Origin of the sequence: Niallia circulans (assembly GCF_007273535.1) — a bacterium.
In the GTDB taxonomy this organism is placed as follows: Bacteria; Bacillota; Bacilli; order Bacillales; family Cytobacillaceae; genus Niallia; species Niallia circulans_B.
Window position 1 is genome coordinate 2,159,645 of sequence record NZ_RIBP01000004.1, and the last position, 15,953, is coordinate 2,175,597.

Here is a 15,953-nt window from a genome sequence, read left to right on the forward strand (position 1 = left end):
TTTTACATTGACTGCAATACGTTATGAATTAATTAAGACGTGTAAACAAACAGGAGCAAGGCTGGGTATCGTACATACTCCACATGGTTCCTTTGAAACACCTGCGTTTATGCCTGTTGGAACTTTGGCGACAGTGAAAACGATGGCGCCAGAGGATTTAAAAACAATGGGTGCCAATATCATTTTAAGCAACACATATCATTTATGGCTGCGTCCAGGACATGAAATTGTGAAAGAAGCAGGCGGCCTGCATAAGTTCATGAACTGGGATAAGGCTATTTTAACAGATTCAGGCGGCTTCCAAGTCTTCTCATTGAGCGATTTCCGCAAAATTCAAGAAGAAGGTGTGCATTTTAGAAATCACTTGAATGGCGATAAGCTGTTCCTTTCTCCTGAGAAAGCGATGGAAATCCAAAATGCACTTGGTTCAGACATCATGATGGCATTTGATGAATGTCCGCCATATCCGGCAGAATATGACTATATGAAAGCATCTGTTGAGCGTACGTCCAGATGGGCTGAGCGTTGTCTGAAAGCACATGGCAGACCAGAAGATCAAGGTTTGTTTGGTATCATTCAAGGTGGAGAGTACGAAGAGCTTCGTAAGCAAAGTGCAAGAGATCTTGTTTCATTGGATTTCCCAGGCTACGCAGTCGGTGGTCTTTCTGTTGGAGAACCGAAGGATGTTATGAATAGAGTGCTTGAGTTTACAACACCATTAATGCCTGATAATAAGCCTCGTTATTTAATGGGAGTAGGTTCACCGGATTCCCTAATAGATGGTGCTATTAGAGGGATTGATATGTTTGACTGTGTGCTTCCAACACGTATTGCCCGCAATGGTACATGCATGACGAGCGAAGGCAGACTTGTTGTGAAAAACGCGAAATATGCAAGAGATTTCGGACCGCTTGATCCGGAGTGTGATTGCTATACATGTAAAAACTACAGCCGTGCATACATCCGTCATTTAATTAAATGTGATGAAACGTTCGGAATTAGACTTACATCTTACCATAATCTCTATTTTCTGTTAAACTTAATGGAGAACGTCAGACAAGCGATTCGCGAAGATCGATTGGGGGACTTCAAAGAAGAGTTTTTCGAGCGCTACGGTTTTAATAAGCCAAATGCTAAAAACTTTTAAATAGAGGATTTTGAAAGGAGGGGAAATTTATGCAAAACATTATGGGGTTATTACCATTTATTTTAATGTTTGTTCTGTTTTACTTTTTGCTTATCCGTCCGCAGCAAAAGCGTCAAAAAGCGGTTAGGCAAATGCAGAGTGATCTGAAAAAAGGGGACAAGATTGTCACGATTGGCGGACTTCACGCTACTGTCGATGCAATCGACGAAGGCACTATTGTTCTTAAGTCGCCAGACGGCAGCCGTCTGACTTTTGACCGCAATGCTGTTCGTGAAGTTGTTGAATCTTCTTCCAGCACTATTCTGGATAAAGCATAATATAAAAAAGCTGGGAGCAAAATCTGCTGCCAGCTTTTTTGTTTGCGTAATTATGATTTTGATAAGTTAACTCCTAAAATACCGCCCATCATGGCAATCAGAGTATAGCATACATGATAAATGAATTGCTCGAAAGTGAAAACTTGATCCAATCCTAAAAAGCTGAACAAGAACACAATTAAGAAGTAAATCAGACCAGTCAATCCACCAAGAAACCAGCCCTTCTGCTTACCTTTTCCTCCAGAGATGAACCCTCCTGCAAACAAGGCGATAAAGGAAACAGCGGTAATTATGTACTGCAGGGATCCTTCCTGGAGGGAGGTGAATCTTAGCAACATGGAAAAGACAATACTGCTTGTAATAAATAGGGTAAAGATCGCAATCAGGCCGTATAATACGGCACTGCCGACGTTTTTGCTCTCTTCGATCTTAAACCTCTCCTTTCAACCATTTTCTTTAGTAGATCCATAAATAGTTTCATACTAGTACAAGCATATTCGTCAACCTGCCTAAATAGAATCAAGAATTTGTGAATATCCGAATAAAAACATTTTAGATGAGGAAACTAAAATAGTTGTATTATCATGTAAATGCTGTTTGGGAGGGAAGATAATGGAGGAATATATCATCATTTTGCTGAGGACCTTATTGCTTTATGCTATCATTGTTCTCGTTTTTCGGATGATGGGCAAACGGGAGATAGGGGAATTAAGCATTCTTGATCTTGTTGTATATATTATGATTGCAGAAATTGCCGTTGCTGCGATTGAGGATATTAAAACAGAGCTTGTTCCGACTATTTTGCCGATATTTATCCTGCTGCTGATTCAAATTGGTCTGGCAGCCCTGTCCCTAAAAAGTAAAAAAATCCGTGATTTAATTGACGGAAAGCCTACCATCATTATCAACAAAGGCAAAATCGACGAAAAGGCAATGAAAGGCCAGCGCTACAATATGGACGATTTAATGCTGCAGCTTCGGGAAAAGGATGTGCGCAATATTGCCGATGTTGAATTTGCGATATTAGAAACATCAGGTAAGCTGTCTGTGTTTGAAAAGGAACCAGGTAAATCAGGAATTACAATTCCGTTAATAATTGATGGCATCATTCAGGAGACAAGTTTGAAAGAGGTAGAAAAAACGGAAGCATGGTTAAGGCAGGAGCTAAGAAAACAAGGGCATGCGAGACTTGAGAATATCTCCTTTTGCAGCTTTCAAGATGGTAAGTTCTATATTGATTATATAGACGGAAAATGAGGTAGAGCATCACTCTTACCTCATTTTCCTGTTAATATTGGTCCTATCCACGGAATACGCCTTATATCTTCTTTTTTGAGGAGCTTAAATACAAAAAGCAAGATCAAATACAACAGGCTAATAATGATGGTATCAGTGGTTACCATTAATACAAGGCTGTCTGTCCACGCCCATTTTGCTAAAACAGTTCCCGTGTAGCCGACAACAAATATAACGGCAATCATTTTGGCATAGTCTTTCACATAGATAGAAAAGCCAATTGATTTGGTAATTGTCGCGAAGTGGAGCATTGTCACAAGTACAAATCCAACGATTAAAGCAATCGCCACACCATAAATCCCAAACTCTGGTCTGCTCGCAAGAAGCAGGATTACGCCTGTCTTCACAGCAGCGCCAATAAAGCTGTTAATCATAGCAGCTCTTGCTAAATTTAATGCTTGCAGGGCTGCTTGGAGAGGACCTTGGTAGTAATTTAAGATAAAAAAAGGTGCCATTAATAATATGAAGGTAGTTCCTTTCGTGCTTCCATACATGACTGTCATTAACGGTTCAGCTAATACATAAATCACAATGACAGCTAGTCCTCCTGTCATAAAGGTAAATCTTAAAGCCTGTTGCAGTAAATAGTCGATTTTATGCTTCTGTCCACTCGCATTTGCTTCACTTATAGCAGGTACAAGTGAAGTGGAAAGTGATTGTGTAAAAAACGAAGGTAGCATAAGCAATGGCAAGGCGAATCCTGTTAATACCCCATATTGCTTTGTTGCATTAATTGCAGTCAGGCCGGCTAAAGCAAGACTTTGGGCTACAACGATAGGCTCTAGAAACCATGCCACACTTCCAATCATTCTGCTGCCTGTTGTCGGCAAGGCAATTTGCATAAGCTCTTGAAATGTGGTTTTTCCCTTCACCATATACTGCAAAAACTTGTTCCGCAGCGAAAAGCCTTTTTTCCATTTGAAGGAAGTTAGCAAGTAGAGCAGGGAGGCCAATTCTCCAATAACACCAGCAAGCATCGCTCCTGCTGCTGCATATTCAATTCCCATCGGCAAAAATGCCTTTGTGAGGACTGCAATTAAAGTAATGCGGATAACTTGTTCAATTACCTGCGAAACAGCTGCAGGCTTCATTGTTTGCTTCCCTTGAAAATAGCCCCTTAATACAGATGAGACAGCAATGATAGGAATAATTGGTGCAATCGCCATCATCGGTATTAATGTTCTGCTGTCATTAAATAATGTTTCTGCCAAAAACGGAGCAAGCACATATAAAAGCGGTGTAAAAACCAATGCTAGTCCAAGTGTTGTCGACAAAGCCACGACAAGAATGGATTTGACTTTGCGATGGTTTCCTTCCGCATATGCTTCTGCTACATTTTTTGAAATGGCTACAGGCAGTCCAAGCTGCGTGATGGTCACAACTAGAATTAATGTGGGATATACCATCATGTAAAGCCCGACTCCATCCTCCCCGATAAACCGGGCAATAACGATGCGATTGATGAAACCTAAGACTCTTGTGATGAGCCCTGCTGCTAGCAGTATTATGGTGCCTTGTAAAAACTTAGACATTCTATTTCCCTGCCTTCTCAAATAACGAATAATGCTATACAATTAACTATATGCATCCATGTGGACAAAGCATGACAAGTATATAAATGAATTTTAAAAGAATAGCAGGCTTGAAAATAAGGGGGAACGCTGCCATTACATTAATGGTATACAAGGTGTTTATGATTCGAGATAAAGGACCATCATGTTAAAGGAGCTGTTATGAAAGATGCCATCAGAGCATTTATATGATCATTTTCGCCATCAAGTAAAGCCAGCGCTAAAGAGCAAGCTGGAGGAATTCCATCTGTTAGGCTATGATACGATTGATGAGGGTGAATTATGGTTTTTCTTAACAAAGAAGAAGTGGAAGAAGCCGTCAAGTGATTACAGAATTGCAGAAATTGTCCAGGATGTGATGAATGTTAAGGTCGTTGATTTTATGAATTTTGCGACATTGGAAGCTTATAAGGCAGAGGACTATTTTGCAACACTAACAAGTGAGGAGAAAAAGGAGCTGCTTAAGTAGATTCTTACCTGCTAATTGTGAAGTTTTTGTGAAGACAATCGATAATTTTTAGTACAAATTGACAGCAATCATAAACTGTTTCATAATGTTTTATTATAGAAGAAGAATATTTCACCATCTCTATCTATTAAGGATTTTTAGAATATTGCTTGCCGTCCTGCTAGCTGTAAGGATGGCTTAAGCTTGTCAAGGTGTGTTTCATAATGCTTGCAGAAAGATTAGTATACACCTTTAAGAACCAAGGAGGAAAAATACATAATGGTAAAGCGGAGCAGAATAGTTGCCTTCCTATTAATCGTAGTTGTGTTTGCAGGGTTAATGGGAGGAACAACAAATAATATTTTAAAGAATATTAAACTTGGTCTCGATCTTCAAGGGGGCTTTGAGGTTCTTTATCAAGTGGAACCAATTGACAAAAGCCAGAAGATTAATGAGGAGATACTTAACAGTACTGCTAAAGCACTGGATAAAAGGATTAACGTTCTTGGTGTAAGTGAACCAATTATCCAAATCGAAGGAAAGGACCGCGTCCGCGTCCAGCTTGCAGGTGTAACAGACCAGAATAAGGCACGGGAGCTTTTGTCAACAGAAGCAAACCTGTCATTCCGTGATATTAATGATAAAGAGCTGATGGATGGTTCTGATTTAGTCGAAGGCGGTGCTGCCCAGGCTTTTGATGAAAACGGAAAACCGAGTGTTACCCTTAAGCTTAAAAGTGCAGAAAAATTTAAAGATGTAACAACAGAAGTGCTTGGAAATCCACTCGTCATTTGGCTTGATTTTGAAGATGGCGATTCCTATGCAGACGAAGCAGCAAAAGCAGATCCAAAATACTTGTCTAATCCGATGGTTAGCAATGTATTAAATACAGATACTGTCTCTATCACAGGAAACTTCACAGTGCAGGAAGCTAAAACATTGGCTGACTTGCTGAATGCAGGTGCACTTCCTGTTAAATTGACAGAAGTATATTCTACAAGTGTTGGAGCACAGTTTGGTGACGAAGCACTGAAAGATACCGTATTTGCAGGTATAGTCGGTGTGGGACTTGTCTTCTTGTTCATGCTGTTCTATTACCGTTTACCAGGTTTAATTGCGGTTATTACTCTTTCTGTTTTTGTGTACTTGAACCTGCTCGTTCTTGACTTGATGAACGGGGTGCTGACACTGCCGGGAATCGCCGCGGTTATACTCGGTGTTGGGATGGCGGTCGATGCCAACATCATCACATATGAACGGATTAAGGATGAGCTTAAAGTTGGAAAAACCCTGAAATCGGCCTACCAAGCTGGTAACAAAAACTCGATTTCAACTATTATTGACGCTAACCTGACAACCATTCTTGCAAGTGTTATATTGTTCGCATATGGTACAAGCTCTGTTAGAGGATTTGCGACATTGCTGATTGTCAGCATCCTTGTAAGCTTCATCACGGCTGTTTATGGAACAAGATTGTTGCTTGGACTTATCGTTAACAGCAAAGCGTTCAATAAAAAGCCGTCATGGTTTGGTGTAAATAAAAAGGATATTAAACATATCGGCGAAAACTATGACACACTTACATTGCCGACAAAGTTTGATCGTCTTGATTTTGTTAAATACAAAAACATCTTCTTTACTGTTTCAAGTGTGCTCGTTGTTGCGGGTATCATTGTAATTGCTGTCTTCAGGCTTAACCTTGGTATTGACTTCTCAGCAGGTTCAAGGATTGAAATTTCCTCAGATAAACCATTAACAACTGAAGCGGTGCAAGCTGATTTGGATGCACTGAATATACATGCTGAGGATATTACCCTTTCAGGTGATAATAATGAAAAAGCGGCAATACGCATAAAAGGCGATGATTTAAGCCAAAAGAAAGTGGCTGAATTAAAAACGGCTATGCATGATAAATACGGTACCGATCCGAATATCAGCACTGTTTCGCCAACAGTCGGAAAAGAATTAGCCAAAAACGCTTTTATTGCCATCATCTTGGCATCATTAGGTATCATTCTTTATGTAACGATACGTTTTGAAATATATATGGCAATGGCTGCTATCATTGCATTGCTTCATGATGCATTCTTTATTATTGTAATCTTCAGCTTCACACGTCTTGAAGTAGATATAACCTTTATCGCGGCAGTGCTGACAATTGTCGGTTATTCTATCAATGACACGATTGTTACGTTTGACCGTATCCGTGAAAATCTTGTGAAGAAGAAAAGAATCAAAACAGCACAGGAAATTAAGGATATTATTAACACAAGTATCCGCCAGACGTTCACACGCTCACTCAATACGGTTCTTACAGTTGTTATTTGTGTAATTGCCCTGTTGATTTTTGGAAGCGAGTCTATCAGAAACTTCTCAATAGCATTATTGATTGGATTAATCGGCGGAGCATATTCTTCTATCTTCATTGCCTCCCAATTATGGTATGTATGGAAGAAGAAAGAGCTTAAGAAAAAAGGCGTTCTGATTACAATGAAGGAAAAACGCAAAAATTCAGATGAGCCACAAGTATAATGAAGGAACAGGACCTTGTAAGAGGTCCTGTTTTTTGTTGTTTCTGCATTTTAAAAAAAACATGTTTTGAAGGATTGCTATTAAGGGAAAGTTATCAAGAAGACCTATATTTTTTTTGGAGGTAATTATGAAAATTCAGTGGAATTTATTATTTGGAATTATTTTTGCCGTTATTGTGGCAGTATTTGCAGTAATTAATGTCGATTCTGTTACGGTCAACTATTTGTTGGGAACAGGACAATGGCCGCTTATCCTTGTTATTCTGATTTCTGTTTTGCTGGGCGGCTTGATGATCGGTTCTGCCGGCTTAATTAAAATTTATTCCCTGCAAAGAAAGTGGAAGGCTGCTGTTAAGGAAAAAGATGCCCTGCAATTACGAGTACAGGAGCTTGAACCATTAGAGCCTGGCAGCACAGAATCTGTTGATCCAATCTCTGTCCCATCGAAATAATATTTCTGTTAAAAAGCTTATGCCTTCACGCATAAGCTTTTTTTCTGTGTCAGCTAGTTCTGTGAACGCCTCCTTCTTCCACTAACAAACATTGAAAGGAACACCTCTAACTTGTATAATGATAGATTGAGGTGATATGATGCTGCATTCAAAAACTAGATGGATTGTAGAAGACAAAGATAAGAAAGATGCTGCAATACTTGCAGACCAGTTAAAAATCACACCTCTTGTAGCAAGTTTACTAGTAAACAGAGGATATGATAACCGCGAAAAAGCGGAGAATTTTTTATACAGCAGAGACAATTTTCATGACCCATTCCTAATGAAGGGGATGGATATAGCAGTCAAACGAATAAAGGAAGCAATAGAAAAAGGGGAACCAATCCTCATCTTTGGCGATTACGATGCAGATGGTGTAACAAGCACTACAGTCATGATGAAAACGTTGGAGGATATGGGAGCAGATGTGCAATTTTATATTCCCAACCGTTTCACAGAAGGCTATGGCCCTAATGAAGGGGCATTTCGGTATGCCGCAAGTATTGGCATTAAATTGATTATCACAGTGGATACTGGCATTGCAGCAGTTAAGGAAGCAGATGTTGCTAAAGAGCTAGGAATTGACTATATCGTAACAGATCATCATGAACCAGGCCCAGTGCTGCCTGATGCAATGGCCATTATTCATCCAAGACTTGAAGGAAGTGATTATCCGTTTCATGAGCTTGCGGGGGTTGGCGTAGCTTTAAAAGTTGCTCATGCCCTGTACGGAGAGCTTCCTGAACAGCTTCTGCAATTTGCAGCTATTGGAACGATTGCCGATCTTGTTTCTCTGACAGGGGAAAACAGAGTTATTGCTAAGCTTGGAATTAAGAAGTTGAAGCAAACAACTAATACTGGCTTGAAGGCATTGCTGAAACAGATGAATACAGAAGCAAGTGGGATAGATGAAGAAACAATCGGCTTTATGATTGCGCCGCGCATTAATGCAGTCGGCAGATTAGACAGTGCAGATCCTGCAGTTGAGCTGTTGTTAACAGATGACCCTGACATTGCTGCATCTCTTGCAGAAGAGATGGAAGCAACAAACAAGGAAAGACAAGCAATTGTTAACCAAATTACAGAAGAAGCGATGGAACAGGTAGAATCCTTATATCCGCTAGAAGATAACAGGGTGCTTATCGTTGGAAAAGAGGGATGGAATCCGGGCGTAGTTGGTATCGTTGCGTCAAGACTTGTCGAGAAGTACTACAGGCCTACAATCGTGCTGGGGTTTGACCAGGAAAAAGGAATTGCAAAAGGATCTGCCCGAAGTATTGCTGGTTTTGATTTGTATCAGAATCTGTCAACATGCAGGGAGCTTCTGCCTCATTTCGGAGGACATCCAATGGCTGCGGGTATGACGTTAGCGATTGAGGATGTGCAGGAGCTCAGAGAACGTCTCAATAGTCTTGCATTTGAACAGCTAAAGCCTACGGATTTAATTCCATTAACAGCTGTTGATATGAAAATTGACTTGAAGGATGCCCATTTAAGTGCAATTGAAGAAATGCAGCTCCTTGCGCCATTTGGAGTTGATAATGCGAAGCCGCGTATTGTGATTGAGCAGGTTGAAATTGGCACGATAAGAAAAATAGGTGCAAATCAAAATCATCTTAAGCTGCAATTTGTCCAGAATGAAAGCAATCTGGATGGAATTGGTTTTGGCATCGGTGAACTATATGACCATATATCACCAAGCGCAAAGCTTTCTGTATTAGGACAGCTTTCCATTAACGAATGGAATAATATTAAAAAACCGCAAATATTTATTCAGGATATTGCTGTGAATCATTGGCAGCTTTTTGATTATCGAGGTATTCGTAATATGGAGAAGCTTGAAGCGGCCATTCCAGCAGATAGTGCAACATGGATTTTCTTTAATAAAGAGTCCGTAACAGAGGAATTGGTTAAGCTAATCAAGGATTACAAAATAATTGAAAATCATGATGATGCAGCATCCTTTCAAACAGATAATCGCATACTAGTATTAGCAGATTTTCCTAGCAATAAAGAGATTGTCCAGCAATTATTATCAAGTTCCGCTCCAGAGAGGATTTATGCAAGCTTTTTTAAGCAGGATAGCGACTTTTTCAGCACAATGCCGACAAGGGATCATTTCAAATGGTATTACTCCTTTCTTGCCAAGCAGGATGGGTTTGACCTTAAAAAGTTTGGTGGAGAACTGGCAAAACGCCAAGGTTGGAGTAAAGAAACAATTGTTTTTATGTCAAAGGTGTTTTTTGAGCTGAATTTTGTTACAATGAAGGATGGGTTTATTTCGCTGAATAAGAATAGCAATAGAAGGGATTTAACAGAGTCTCCTTCTTTTCAACAGAAACAAGCACAATTTTCGCTCGAAAATGAATTAATATACTCGTCTTATGAGCAATTAAAGAATTGGTTTGATCTTATTCTTCAGAAATCCGTTAAGAATGAGGAGGAAGTGCAAGAATGGATTTAAAACAGTACGTAACAATTGTGGAAGATTGGCCAAAACCAGGCATTCGTTTCAAAGATATCACTACGCTTATGGATAATGGTGAAGCATATAGATACGCAACAAACCAGATTGTAGAATATGCGAAAGAAAAGGAAATCGATATTGTTGTCGGACCAGAAGCTCGCGGCTTTATTATCGGCTGTCCTGTTGCTTATTCACTTGGTGTTGGTTTTGCACCAGTTCGTAAGGAAGGAAAGCTGCCAAGAGAAACAATCAAAGTTTCTTACGGTCTTGAATACGGCAAGGATGTTTTAACAATCCATAAGGATGCAATTAAACCAGGTCAAAGAGTGCTTATTACAGATGATTTGCTAGCAACAGGCGGAACAATTGATGCTACGATTAAGCTTGTAGAGGAACTTGGCGGTGTTGTAGCGGGAATTGCTTTCTTGATTGAATTGTCTTACCTTGAAGGACGCAAGAACCTTGATGGCTACGATATTTTGACATTAATGGAATATTGATTTAACGATAAAGAGCGCTGAAAATGCGCTCTTTTTTTGTTTCTGTTTATAATAGGGTAAGAGTATAGAGCGTAATTCGACTGCTTTCGACAAAAATTCTCTCTTTTTGCAAAAAAATTACATGGATTCTCTTTACATTCTTGCGCTTTTTTTTAATAATAGAAATAATCATTCTAAAATTGTTTTAATTCTATTATAAATTGCATGATGCAATATAAGGAAAAACATATAGCGGGATAGATAAATAGTCGGAATTATGATAAATTCTAAGAATACACTCGGAATATGAAAGGTGATTACATGGCGAATGATCAAGTGTTAACCGCCGAACAAGTCATCGATAAGACAAGAGGATATTTAAACGAAGAGCATACGGAGTTCATACAAAAAGCCTATGAATTTGCCCAAAATGCTCATCGTGAACAATATAGAAAATCTGGTGAGCCATATATTATCCATCCTATTCAAGTGGCTGGAATTCTTGCTGATTTGCAAATGGATCCGGCTACTGTAGCTGCAGGTTTTCTCCATGATGTTGTTGAAGATACGGATATCACATTAGATGATATAAGTGATAGCTTCAGCAATGAAGTGGCCATGCTCGTTGACGGCGTTACAAAACTAGGGAAGATCAAATACAAATCCCACGAAGAACAGCAAGCAGAAAATCATCGCAAAATGTTTGTAGCAATGGCGCAGGATATTAGGGTCATCCTAATCAAGCTTGCGGACAGGCTTCATAACATGCGCACATTAAAGCACCTACCTGCTGAAAAGCAGCGCCGCATTTCAAATGAAACGCTTGAAATTTTCGCACCTTTAGCCCACAGACTAGGGATATCTACAATTAAATGGGAGCTCGAAGATACAGCTCTGCGTTATATGAATCCACAGCAATATTATCGAATTGTTAACTTAATGAAAAAGAAGCGCGCTGAGCGTGAACAATATTTAGAAGAAGTTGTTTCCGAAATACGCGAAGGCACAGGTGAAGTGAAGATCCAGTCAGATATCTCTGGCAGACCTAAGCATATTTACAGCATCTATCGCAAGATGGTGCTGCAGAATAAGCAATTTAATGAGATATATGATTTGCTGGCAGTACGAATTGTCGTTAACAGCATTAAGGACTGTTATGCAGTACTTGGAATCATTCATACACGCTGGAAGCCGATGCCAGGCCGTTTCAAAGACTATATAGCTATGCCTAAGGCAAATATGTACCAATCCTTGCATACAACAGTTATCGGTCCGAAAGGGGATCCCCTTGAGGTTCAAATACGTACAACAGAGATGCATCGCATTGCAGAGTTCGGGATTGCAGCTCACTGGGCATATAAAGAAGGAAAAACAGTCGATGAAGGCTCCTCCTTTGAAGAAAAGCTGTCATGGTTCAGGGAAATTCTTGATTTCCAAGAAGACAGTATTAACGCAGAGGAATTTATGGAAAGTCTGAAAATCGATTTGTTCTCTGACATGGTATTTGTGTTCACACCAAAAGGCGATGTATTTGAACTGCCTTCAGGATCTGTTCCAATTGATTTCGCATACCGAATTCACTCTGAAATCGGTAATAAAACTATTGGTGCAAAAGTGAACGGAAAGATGGTAACACTTGATTACAAGTTGAAGACTGGTGATATAGTCGAAATCCATACGAGCAAGCATTCCTATGGACCAAGCCAAGACTGGATTAAGATTGCTCAGACTTCACAAGCTAAAAATAAAATCAGACAGTTCTTCAAAAAGCAGCGTAAAGAAGAAAATGTGGAAAAGGGCAAGGAGCTAGTCGAGAAAGAAATCCGCAATATGGAATTCGATCTGAAGGAAATCCTTACACCTGAAAATATTAAAACAGTACTTGAAAAGTTTAATTTTGTTGGGGAAGAAGATATGTATGCCGCTGTTGGTTACAACGGGATCACCGCACTTCAAGTAGCGAACCGCCTCACGGAAAAATGGCGCAGAAAACGGGATGCAGAGCAATCTGCAACTATTTCAAACGCTGTTGCTGAGCTTAAATCATTCCCAAGTACGAAAAAACGTGCTTCAGGTGTTCGTGTTACTGGAATTGACAACCTGTTAATTAGGCTGTCTCGCTGTTGTAATCCTGTCCCAGGTGATGAAATCGTCGGATTTATCACAAAAGGGCGAGGTGTTTCTGTTCACCGCTCTGACTGTACGAATATTGATACAGAGGATGCCAAGGCGAGGTTAATTCCTGTTGAATGGGAAACAGCTTTAAATGACCGTAAGGAATACAATGTGGAAATTGAGATAAGTGGTTATGACAGAAGAGGACTTCTGAATGAAGTGCTTCAAGCTGTCAATGAATCGCAAACAAATATCTCTGCTGTATCAGGCAAATCGGACCGAAATAAGATGGCTACCATCACGATGTCAATTCTTATCCTTAACGTAAACCACCTGCATAAAGTGGTGGAAAGAATTAAACAAATACCTGATGTCTATTCTGTCCGAAGAATTATGAACTAAGGAGAAAAATCGTGCGTATTGTTTTGCAAAGAGTAAAAGAAGCTAAAGTGGAAGTGGAAGGAAAAACAGTTGGACAAATCGAGAAGGGCTATATGCTGCTTGTCGGTATCACCCATGATGACACACAGGAGGATGCTGCCAAGCTTGCAGATAAGATTGCCCATCTGCGCATTTTTGAGGATGCTGACGGGAAAATGAATCATAGTATCCAAGATGTCGAAGGGTCCATTTTGTCCGTTTCCCAGTTTACCCTGTATGGAGATACCCGGAAAGGGAGACGGCCAAACTTTATGAATGCTGCCAAGCCGGATTATGCAAAAGATTTATACGATCAATTTAATAGATTGCTTGGTGAGAAGGGGATGCACGTCGAAACAGGCATTTTTGGGGCAATGATGGATGTTTCCTTGATTAATGATGGTCCTGTAACCCTTATCCTTGATAATCAATAAAAAAAAATCCGTTCCAATGAGGAACGGATTTTTTTTTATTGGAAATAGTTTTCAAGTCCTTTATAAATGGCTGCAGAAACAGTTTCCTGATATTTTTGGGAGGATACAAGCTGCTCCTCGTTTTTGTTGCTTAAATATCCGAGCTCAAGAAGTGTTGCTGGCTGCTGATTTCCCCTTAAAACAAAGTAATTATTTTGCCTTACACCACGGTCTTTTAATTCTGTTGATTCGATAATACTTTCATGCAGCACATTAGCAAGCTCCTTTTGGGAAGAGCTGTAATAATAGCTTGTCATCCCTCTGACACTGCTGTCTTTAATGCTGTCATAATGGATGCTGATAAATGCATCTGCTCTGTTAAGATTGCTGATATCAACTCTGTCCTGCAGTGTGATGAAAATATCATTTTGTCTTGTGATAATCACATTACTTCCAGCAGCCCGTAACTTGTCTGCCAGAAGATTGGCAGTGCGGATTGTCAGTGTTTTTTCCAGAGTGCCGATAGCTCCGATAGTTCCGCTGTCTTTACCGCCATGACCTGGATCAATGACAATTGTTTTCCCTTTTAAGTCACCAGTTTCATCACGATTACTTTTCTGTTCTGTGGTTGATGCTTGTCCACTTGCAGCCTCCTGCACAATCCAGTTGGCTACATAGCCTGTGTCACCGCTGTCTAGCTCAATCTTATACCAATCTCCAACCTCTTCTGTTGCCTGATAAGATTGTCCTTTTGCTGCAACAAGCAGCACAGAGGCATTAGCAGAAGCATCACTGCGAATGTTTGTCCCATCGTGAAGAATGGTGACAGACGTATCAATTGTTTGGTTCGAGGTCGACGACGTGCTTTCAACCTCGCCTTCCTCCTGAAGCAAGCTTTTATAAACCCAGCCAGTATTGCCTGAGAATTGGATTTTAACCCAATCTCCATTCTCTGCCACTATATGTATGACAGTACCTTCTGCCAACTTTCCGATGACCTCTCCATTTAAGGAAGCAGTGTCCCGAACATTAATATTGTTCTCACTAACAACAGCTGTTGTGTCATCCTGTGAGACCTCATCTGGGGCTTGAGTTGTTGCTGATGATATGTATTCGCTGTTTACCCAGCCTGTTCCTGATGGTGACTGAATCTTTGTCCAATTTCCATCGTTTGAAAGGATTGTAACAGTCATTTCCTTACTAAGTGTCGTAATAACCTGATAGTCAGTGCCTGGTCCTTTACGAAGTCTGATGCCACCCTCTGTTATTGTTCCGCTACTACCTTCACTCACAGTGGAAACAGTAGCTTCCCCACTTTCAGTGGAACCATCAGATTTAGTGACTAAATAAGCTGCGACCCAACCAACTTGCCCATTTCCCATATCAATTTTTAACCAATCTCCATTGTCTGTTACAACCGTGTAGTTTGTGCCTATTTCCATTTGTCCTTTAATCGCGTCTTCAAGACTTGGGCCTTCTCTTATATTAAGGACTGTCGACGATTGAACGGTTTGACTGCTTTCTGCATGAACCTCTAATGCAGGCAGGAGCATAAGCAGCAAAATGGGAATAACCCACTGTCGTTTCTTTATCATCTGGAAGCTTATTCCTCCTTTCCAATTGAAAGAGCTATTTCATTTGCATTTTAATACATTTCTCTGTAAGTAGACAATCTCCTTTGATAACTTTTCTCTTTTTCTTTTCAATTTTAGACAATAAATATAACATATAATGAAAAAATTTTTTACTCCTGGGGATAATAATAGAAATTACGAAGAAAAAGGGTGAAAACAATGAGATTTGGTGAAAAAAGTATAAAAACACATGATGTTAACTCGAAATTACTCGGTATTGATTTTCATGATTTTATTGAAAAGGAAGCATATTCGACTGCTGTTGAGCTTGCTTCTGAATTTGGCTTATCTGTCGGAGATGCAAAAAAACTGAAGAAGCAGGTTGGCAGGTATTAAGAAAGTGCACAGCAATTGACTATTGACAATCAATTGAACTCTTATTATTATTAATTAAATAATAAGGGATAAATTAAAAAAGCCAATGAGGGAGAAAAGTAGTTAGGATCCACATGGAAAGAGAGGAAATGCCACAGGCTGGGAGCATTTCTGCATGATGACTTAATGAATGAACACTCCGTAGGTTTTCTTCTGAACATGTTTTTAATAGACATTATTAGGTATGAAACGTTAGCAGGCGTTAACTGCAAAGTGGAAGATGCATTACTTTATTGCAATGTATTTCTT

General features: G+C 39.8%; 15 protein-coding genes and 1 other annotated feature (1 of these 16 cut by a window edge). Of the genes, 12 read left to right on the plus strand and 3 right to left on the minus strand.

The genetic code is table 11. The features are described from left to right. Positions 1-7 precede the first annotated feature (7 nt). Together tgt and yajC are read left to right on the plus strand one after the other, a co-directional pair. The gene (gene tgt, locus CEQ21_RS18520) at positions 8-1,147 is read left to right on the plus strand and encodes a tRNA guanosine(34) transglycosylase Tgt (RefSeq protein ID WP_150908595.1); all 1,140 of its coding nucleotides are present in this window, start codon (positions 8-10) and stop codon (positions 1,145-1,147) included. 29 nt (positions 1,148-1,176) lie between these two features. After that, entirely contained in the window at positions 1,177-1,464 is a 288-nt protein-coding gene (gene yajC / locus CEQ21_RS18525) for a preprotein translocase subunit YajC (RefSeq protein WP_144456350.1), read from the plus strand. 50 nt (positions 1,465-1,514) lie between these two features. Here yajC and CEQ21_RS18530 read toward each other — a convergent pair whose 3' ends face one another. Beyond that, a complete protein-coding gene (locus CEQ21_RS18530; RefSeq protein ID WP_235907402.1) occupies positions 1,515-1,850 on the minus strand; it encodes a TIGR04086 family membrane protein in 336 nt (111 codons plus the stop codon). Here CEQ21_RS18530 and CEQ21_RS27285 point away from each other — a divergent pair. Together CEQ21_RS27285 and CEQ21_RS18535 are read left to right on the plus strand one after the other, a co-directional pair. After that, positions 1,801-1,935, plus strand: a complete 135-nt coding sequence (locus CEQ21_RS27285) for a hypothetical protein (RefSeq protein WP_268878996.1) — start codon at positions 1,801-1,803, stop codon at positions 1,933-1,935. The two genes, CEQ21_RS18530 and CEQ21_RS27285, sit on opposite strands and share 50 nt — an antisense overlap. Before the next feature lie 141 nt (positions 1,936-2,076). After that, a complete protein-coding gene (locus tag CEQ21_RS18535) occupies positions 2,077-2,721 on the plus strand; it encodes a DUF421 domain-containing protein (RefSeq protein WP_185765788.1) in 645 nt (214 codons plus the stop codon). Positions 2,722-2,741: 20 nt separating this feature from the next. On the opposite strand, the gene spoVB is transcribed toward CEQ21_RS18535, so the two are convergent. Continuing rightward, on the minus strand, positions 2,742-4,292 hold the full coding sequence (gene spoVB, locus CEQ21_RS18540) for a stage V sporulation protein B (RefSeq protein WP_185765789.1): 1,551 nt from the start codon (positions 4,290-4,292) through the stop codon (positions 2,742-2,744). 208 nt (positions 4,293-4,500) lie between these two features. On the opposite strand from spoVB, the gene CEQ21_RS18545 reads away from it, so the two are divergent. From CEQ21_RS18545 to dtd, 7 genes are all read left to right on the plus strand, one after another. Continuing rightward, positions 4,501-4,800, plus strand: coding sequence for a post-transcriptional regulator (locus CEQ21_RS18545; RefSeq protein ID WP_185765790.1), 300 nt, complete (start codon positions 4,501-4,503; stop codon positions 4,798-4,800). A gap of 258 nt (positions 4,801-5,058) precedes the next feature. After that, positions 5,059-7,311 (plus strand): protein translocase subunit SecDF, encoded by a 2,253-nt coding sequence (gene secDF / locus CEQ21_RS18550; protein WP_185765791.1) that lies wholly within the window; start codon positions 5,059-5,061, stop codon positions 7,309-7,311. Positions 7,312-7,438: 127 nt separating this feature from the next. Further along, entirely contained in the window at positions 7,439-7,762 is a 324-nt protein-coding gene (locus CEQ21_RS18555) for a LapA family protein (RefSeq protein WP_185765792.1), read from the plus strand. A gap of 139 nt (positions 7,763-7,901) precedes the next feature. Further along, positions 7,902-10,265 carry a single-stranded-DNA-specific exonuclease RecJ gene (gene recJ / locus CEQ21_RS18560; RefSeq protein ID WP_185767325.1) on the plus strand — a complete coding sequence of 788 codons (2,364 nt, stop codon included), beginning with the start codon at positions 7,902-7,904 and terminating at the stop codon, positions 10,263-10,265. After that, positions 10,256-10,768: an adenine phosphoribosyltransferase gene (locus tag CEQ21_RS18565; protein ID WP_127737330.1), complete on the plus strand. Its 513-nt coding sequence runs from the start codon at positions 10,256-10,258 to the stop codon at positions 10,766-10,768. Before recJ ends, CEQ21_RS18565 begins: the two co-directional genes overlap by 10 nt. Positions 10,769-11,068: 300 nt before the next feature. After that, the gene (locus CEQ21_RS18570; RefSeq protein WP_144456338.1) at positions 11,069-13,264 is read left to right on the plus strand and encodes a RelA/SpoT family protein; all 2,196 of its coding nucleotides are present in this window, start codon (positions 11,069-11,071) and stop codon (positions 13,262-13,264) included. 11 nt (positions 13,265-13,275) lie between these two features. Next, entirely contained in the window at positions 13,276-13,716 is a 441-nt protein-coding gene (gene dtd / locus CEQ21_RS18575) for a D-aminoacyl-tRNA deacylase (protein ID WP_185765793.1), read from the plus strand. Positions 13,717-13,751: 35 nt separating this feature from the next. Here the strand turns inward: dtd and CEQ21_RS18580 are convergent, their stop codons facing one another. Further along, positions 13,752-15,290, minus strand: a complete 1,539-nt coding sequence (locus CEQ21_RS18580; protein ID WP_185765794.1) for an N-acetylmuramoyl-L-alanine amidase — start codon at positions 15,288-15,290, stop codon at positions 13,752-13,754. 198 nt (positions 15,291-15,488) lie between these two features. On the opposite strand from CEQ21_RS18580, the gene CEQ21_RS18585 reads away from it, so the two are divergent. After that, a complete protein-coding gene (locus CEQ21_RS18585; RefSeq protein WP_185765795.1) occupies positions 15,489-15,665 on the plus strand; it encodes a hypothetical protein in 177 nt (58 codons plus the stop codon). A 76-nt stretch (positions 15,666-15,741) separates the two neighbouring features. Further along, positions 15,742-15,953, plus strand: a binding site (T-box leader) (it continues 41 nt past the right edge of the window).

Bases quoted from the DNA above. Each gene is read 5' to 3' on its own strand.
- CEQ21_RS18545 (WP_185765790.1), top strand. From the start codon at position 4,501: ATGCCATCAGAGCATTTATATGATCATTTTCGCCATCAAGTAAAGCCA.
- CEQ21_RS18580 (WP_185765794.1), bottom strand. From the start codon at position 15,290: ATGATAAAGAAACGACAGTGGGTTATTCCCATTTTGCTGCTTATGCTC.
- CEQ21_RS18555 (WP_185765792.1), top strand. From the start codon at position 7,439: ATGAAAATTCAGTGGAATTTATTATTTGGAATTATTTTTGCCGTTATT.
- yajC (WP_144456350.1), top strand. From the start codon at position 1,177: ATGCAAAACATTATGGGGTTATTACCATTTATTTTAATGTTTGTTCTG.
- CEQ21_RS18585 (WP_185765795.1), top strand. From the start codon at position 15,489: ATGAGATTTGGTGAAAAAAGTATAAAAACACATGATGTTAACTCGAAA.
- recJ (WP_185767325.1), top strand. From the start codon at position 7,902: ATGCTGCATTCAAAAACTAGATGGATTGTAGAAGACAAAGATAAGAAA.
- CEQ21_RS18535 (WP_185765788.1), top strand. From the start codon at position 2,077: ATGGAGGAATATATCATCATTTTGCTGAGGACCTTATTGCTTTATGCT.
- CEQ21_RS18565 (WP_127737330.1), top strand. From the start codon at position 10,256: ATGGATTTAAAACAGTACGTAACAATTGTGGAAGATTGGCCAAAACCA.
- CEQ21_RS18570 (WP_144456338.1), top strand. From the start codon at position 11,069: ATGGCGAATGATCAAGTGTTAACCGCCGAACAAGTCATCGATAAGACA.
- spoVB (WP_185765789.1), bottom strand. From the start codon at position 4,292: ATGTCTAAGTTTTTACAAGGCACCATAATACTGCTAGCAGCAGGGCTC.
- secDF (WP_185765791.1), top strand. From the start codon at position 5,059: ATGGTAAAGCGGAGCAGAATAGTTGCCTTCCTATTAATCGTAGTTGTG.
- CEQ21_RS27285 (WP_268878996.1), top strand. From the start codon at position 1,801: ATGGAAAAGACAATACTGCTTGTAATAAATAGGGTAAAGATCGCAATC.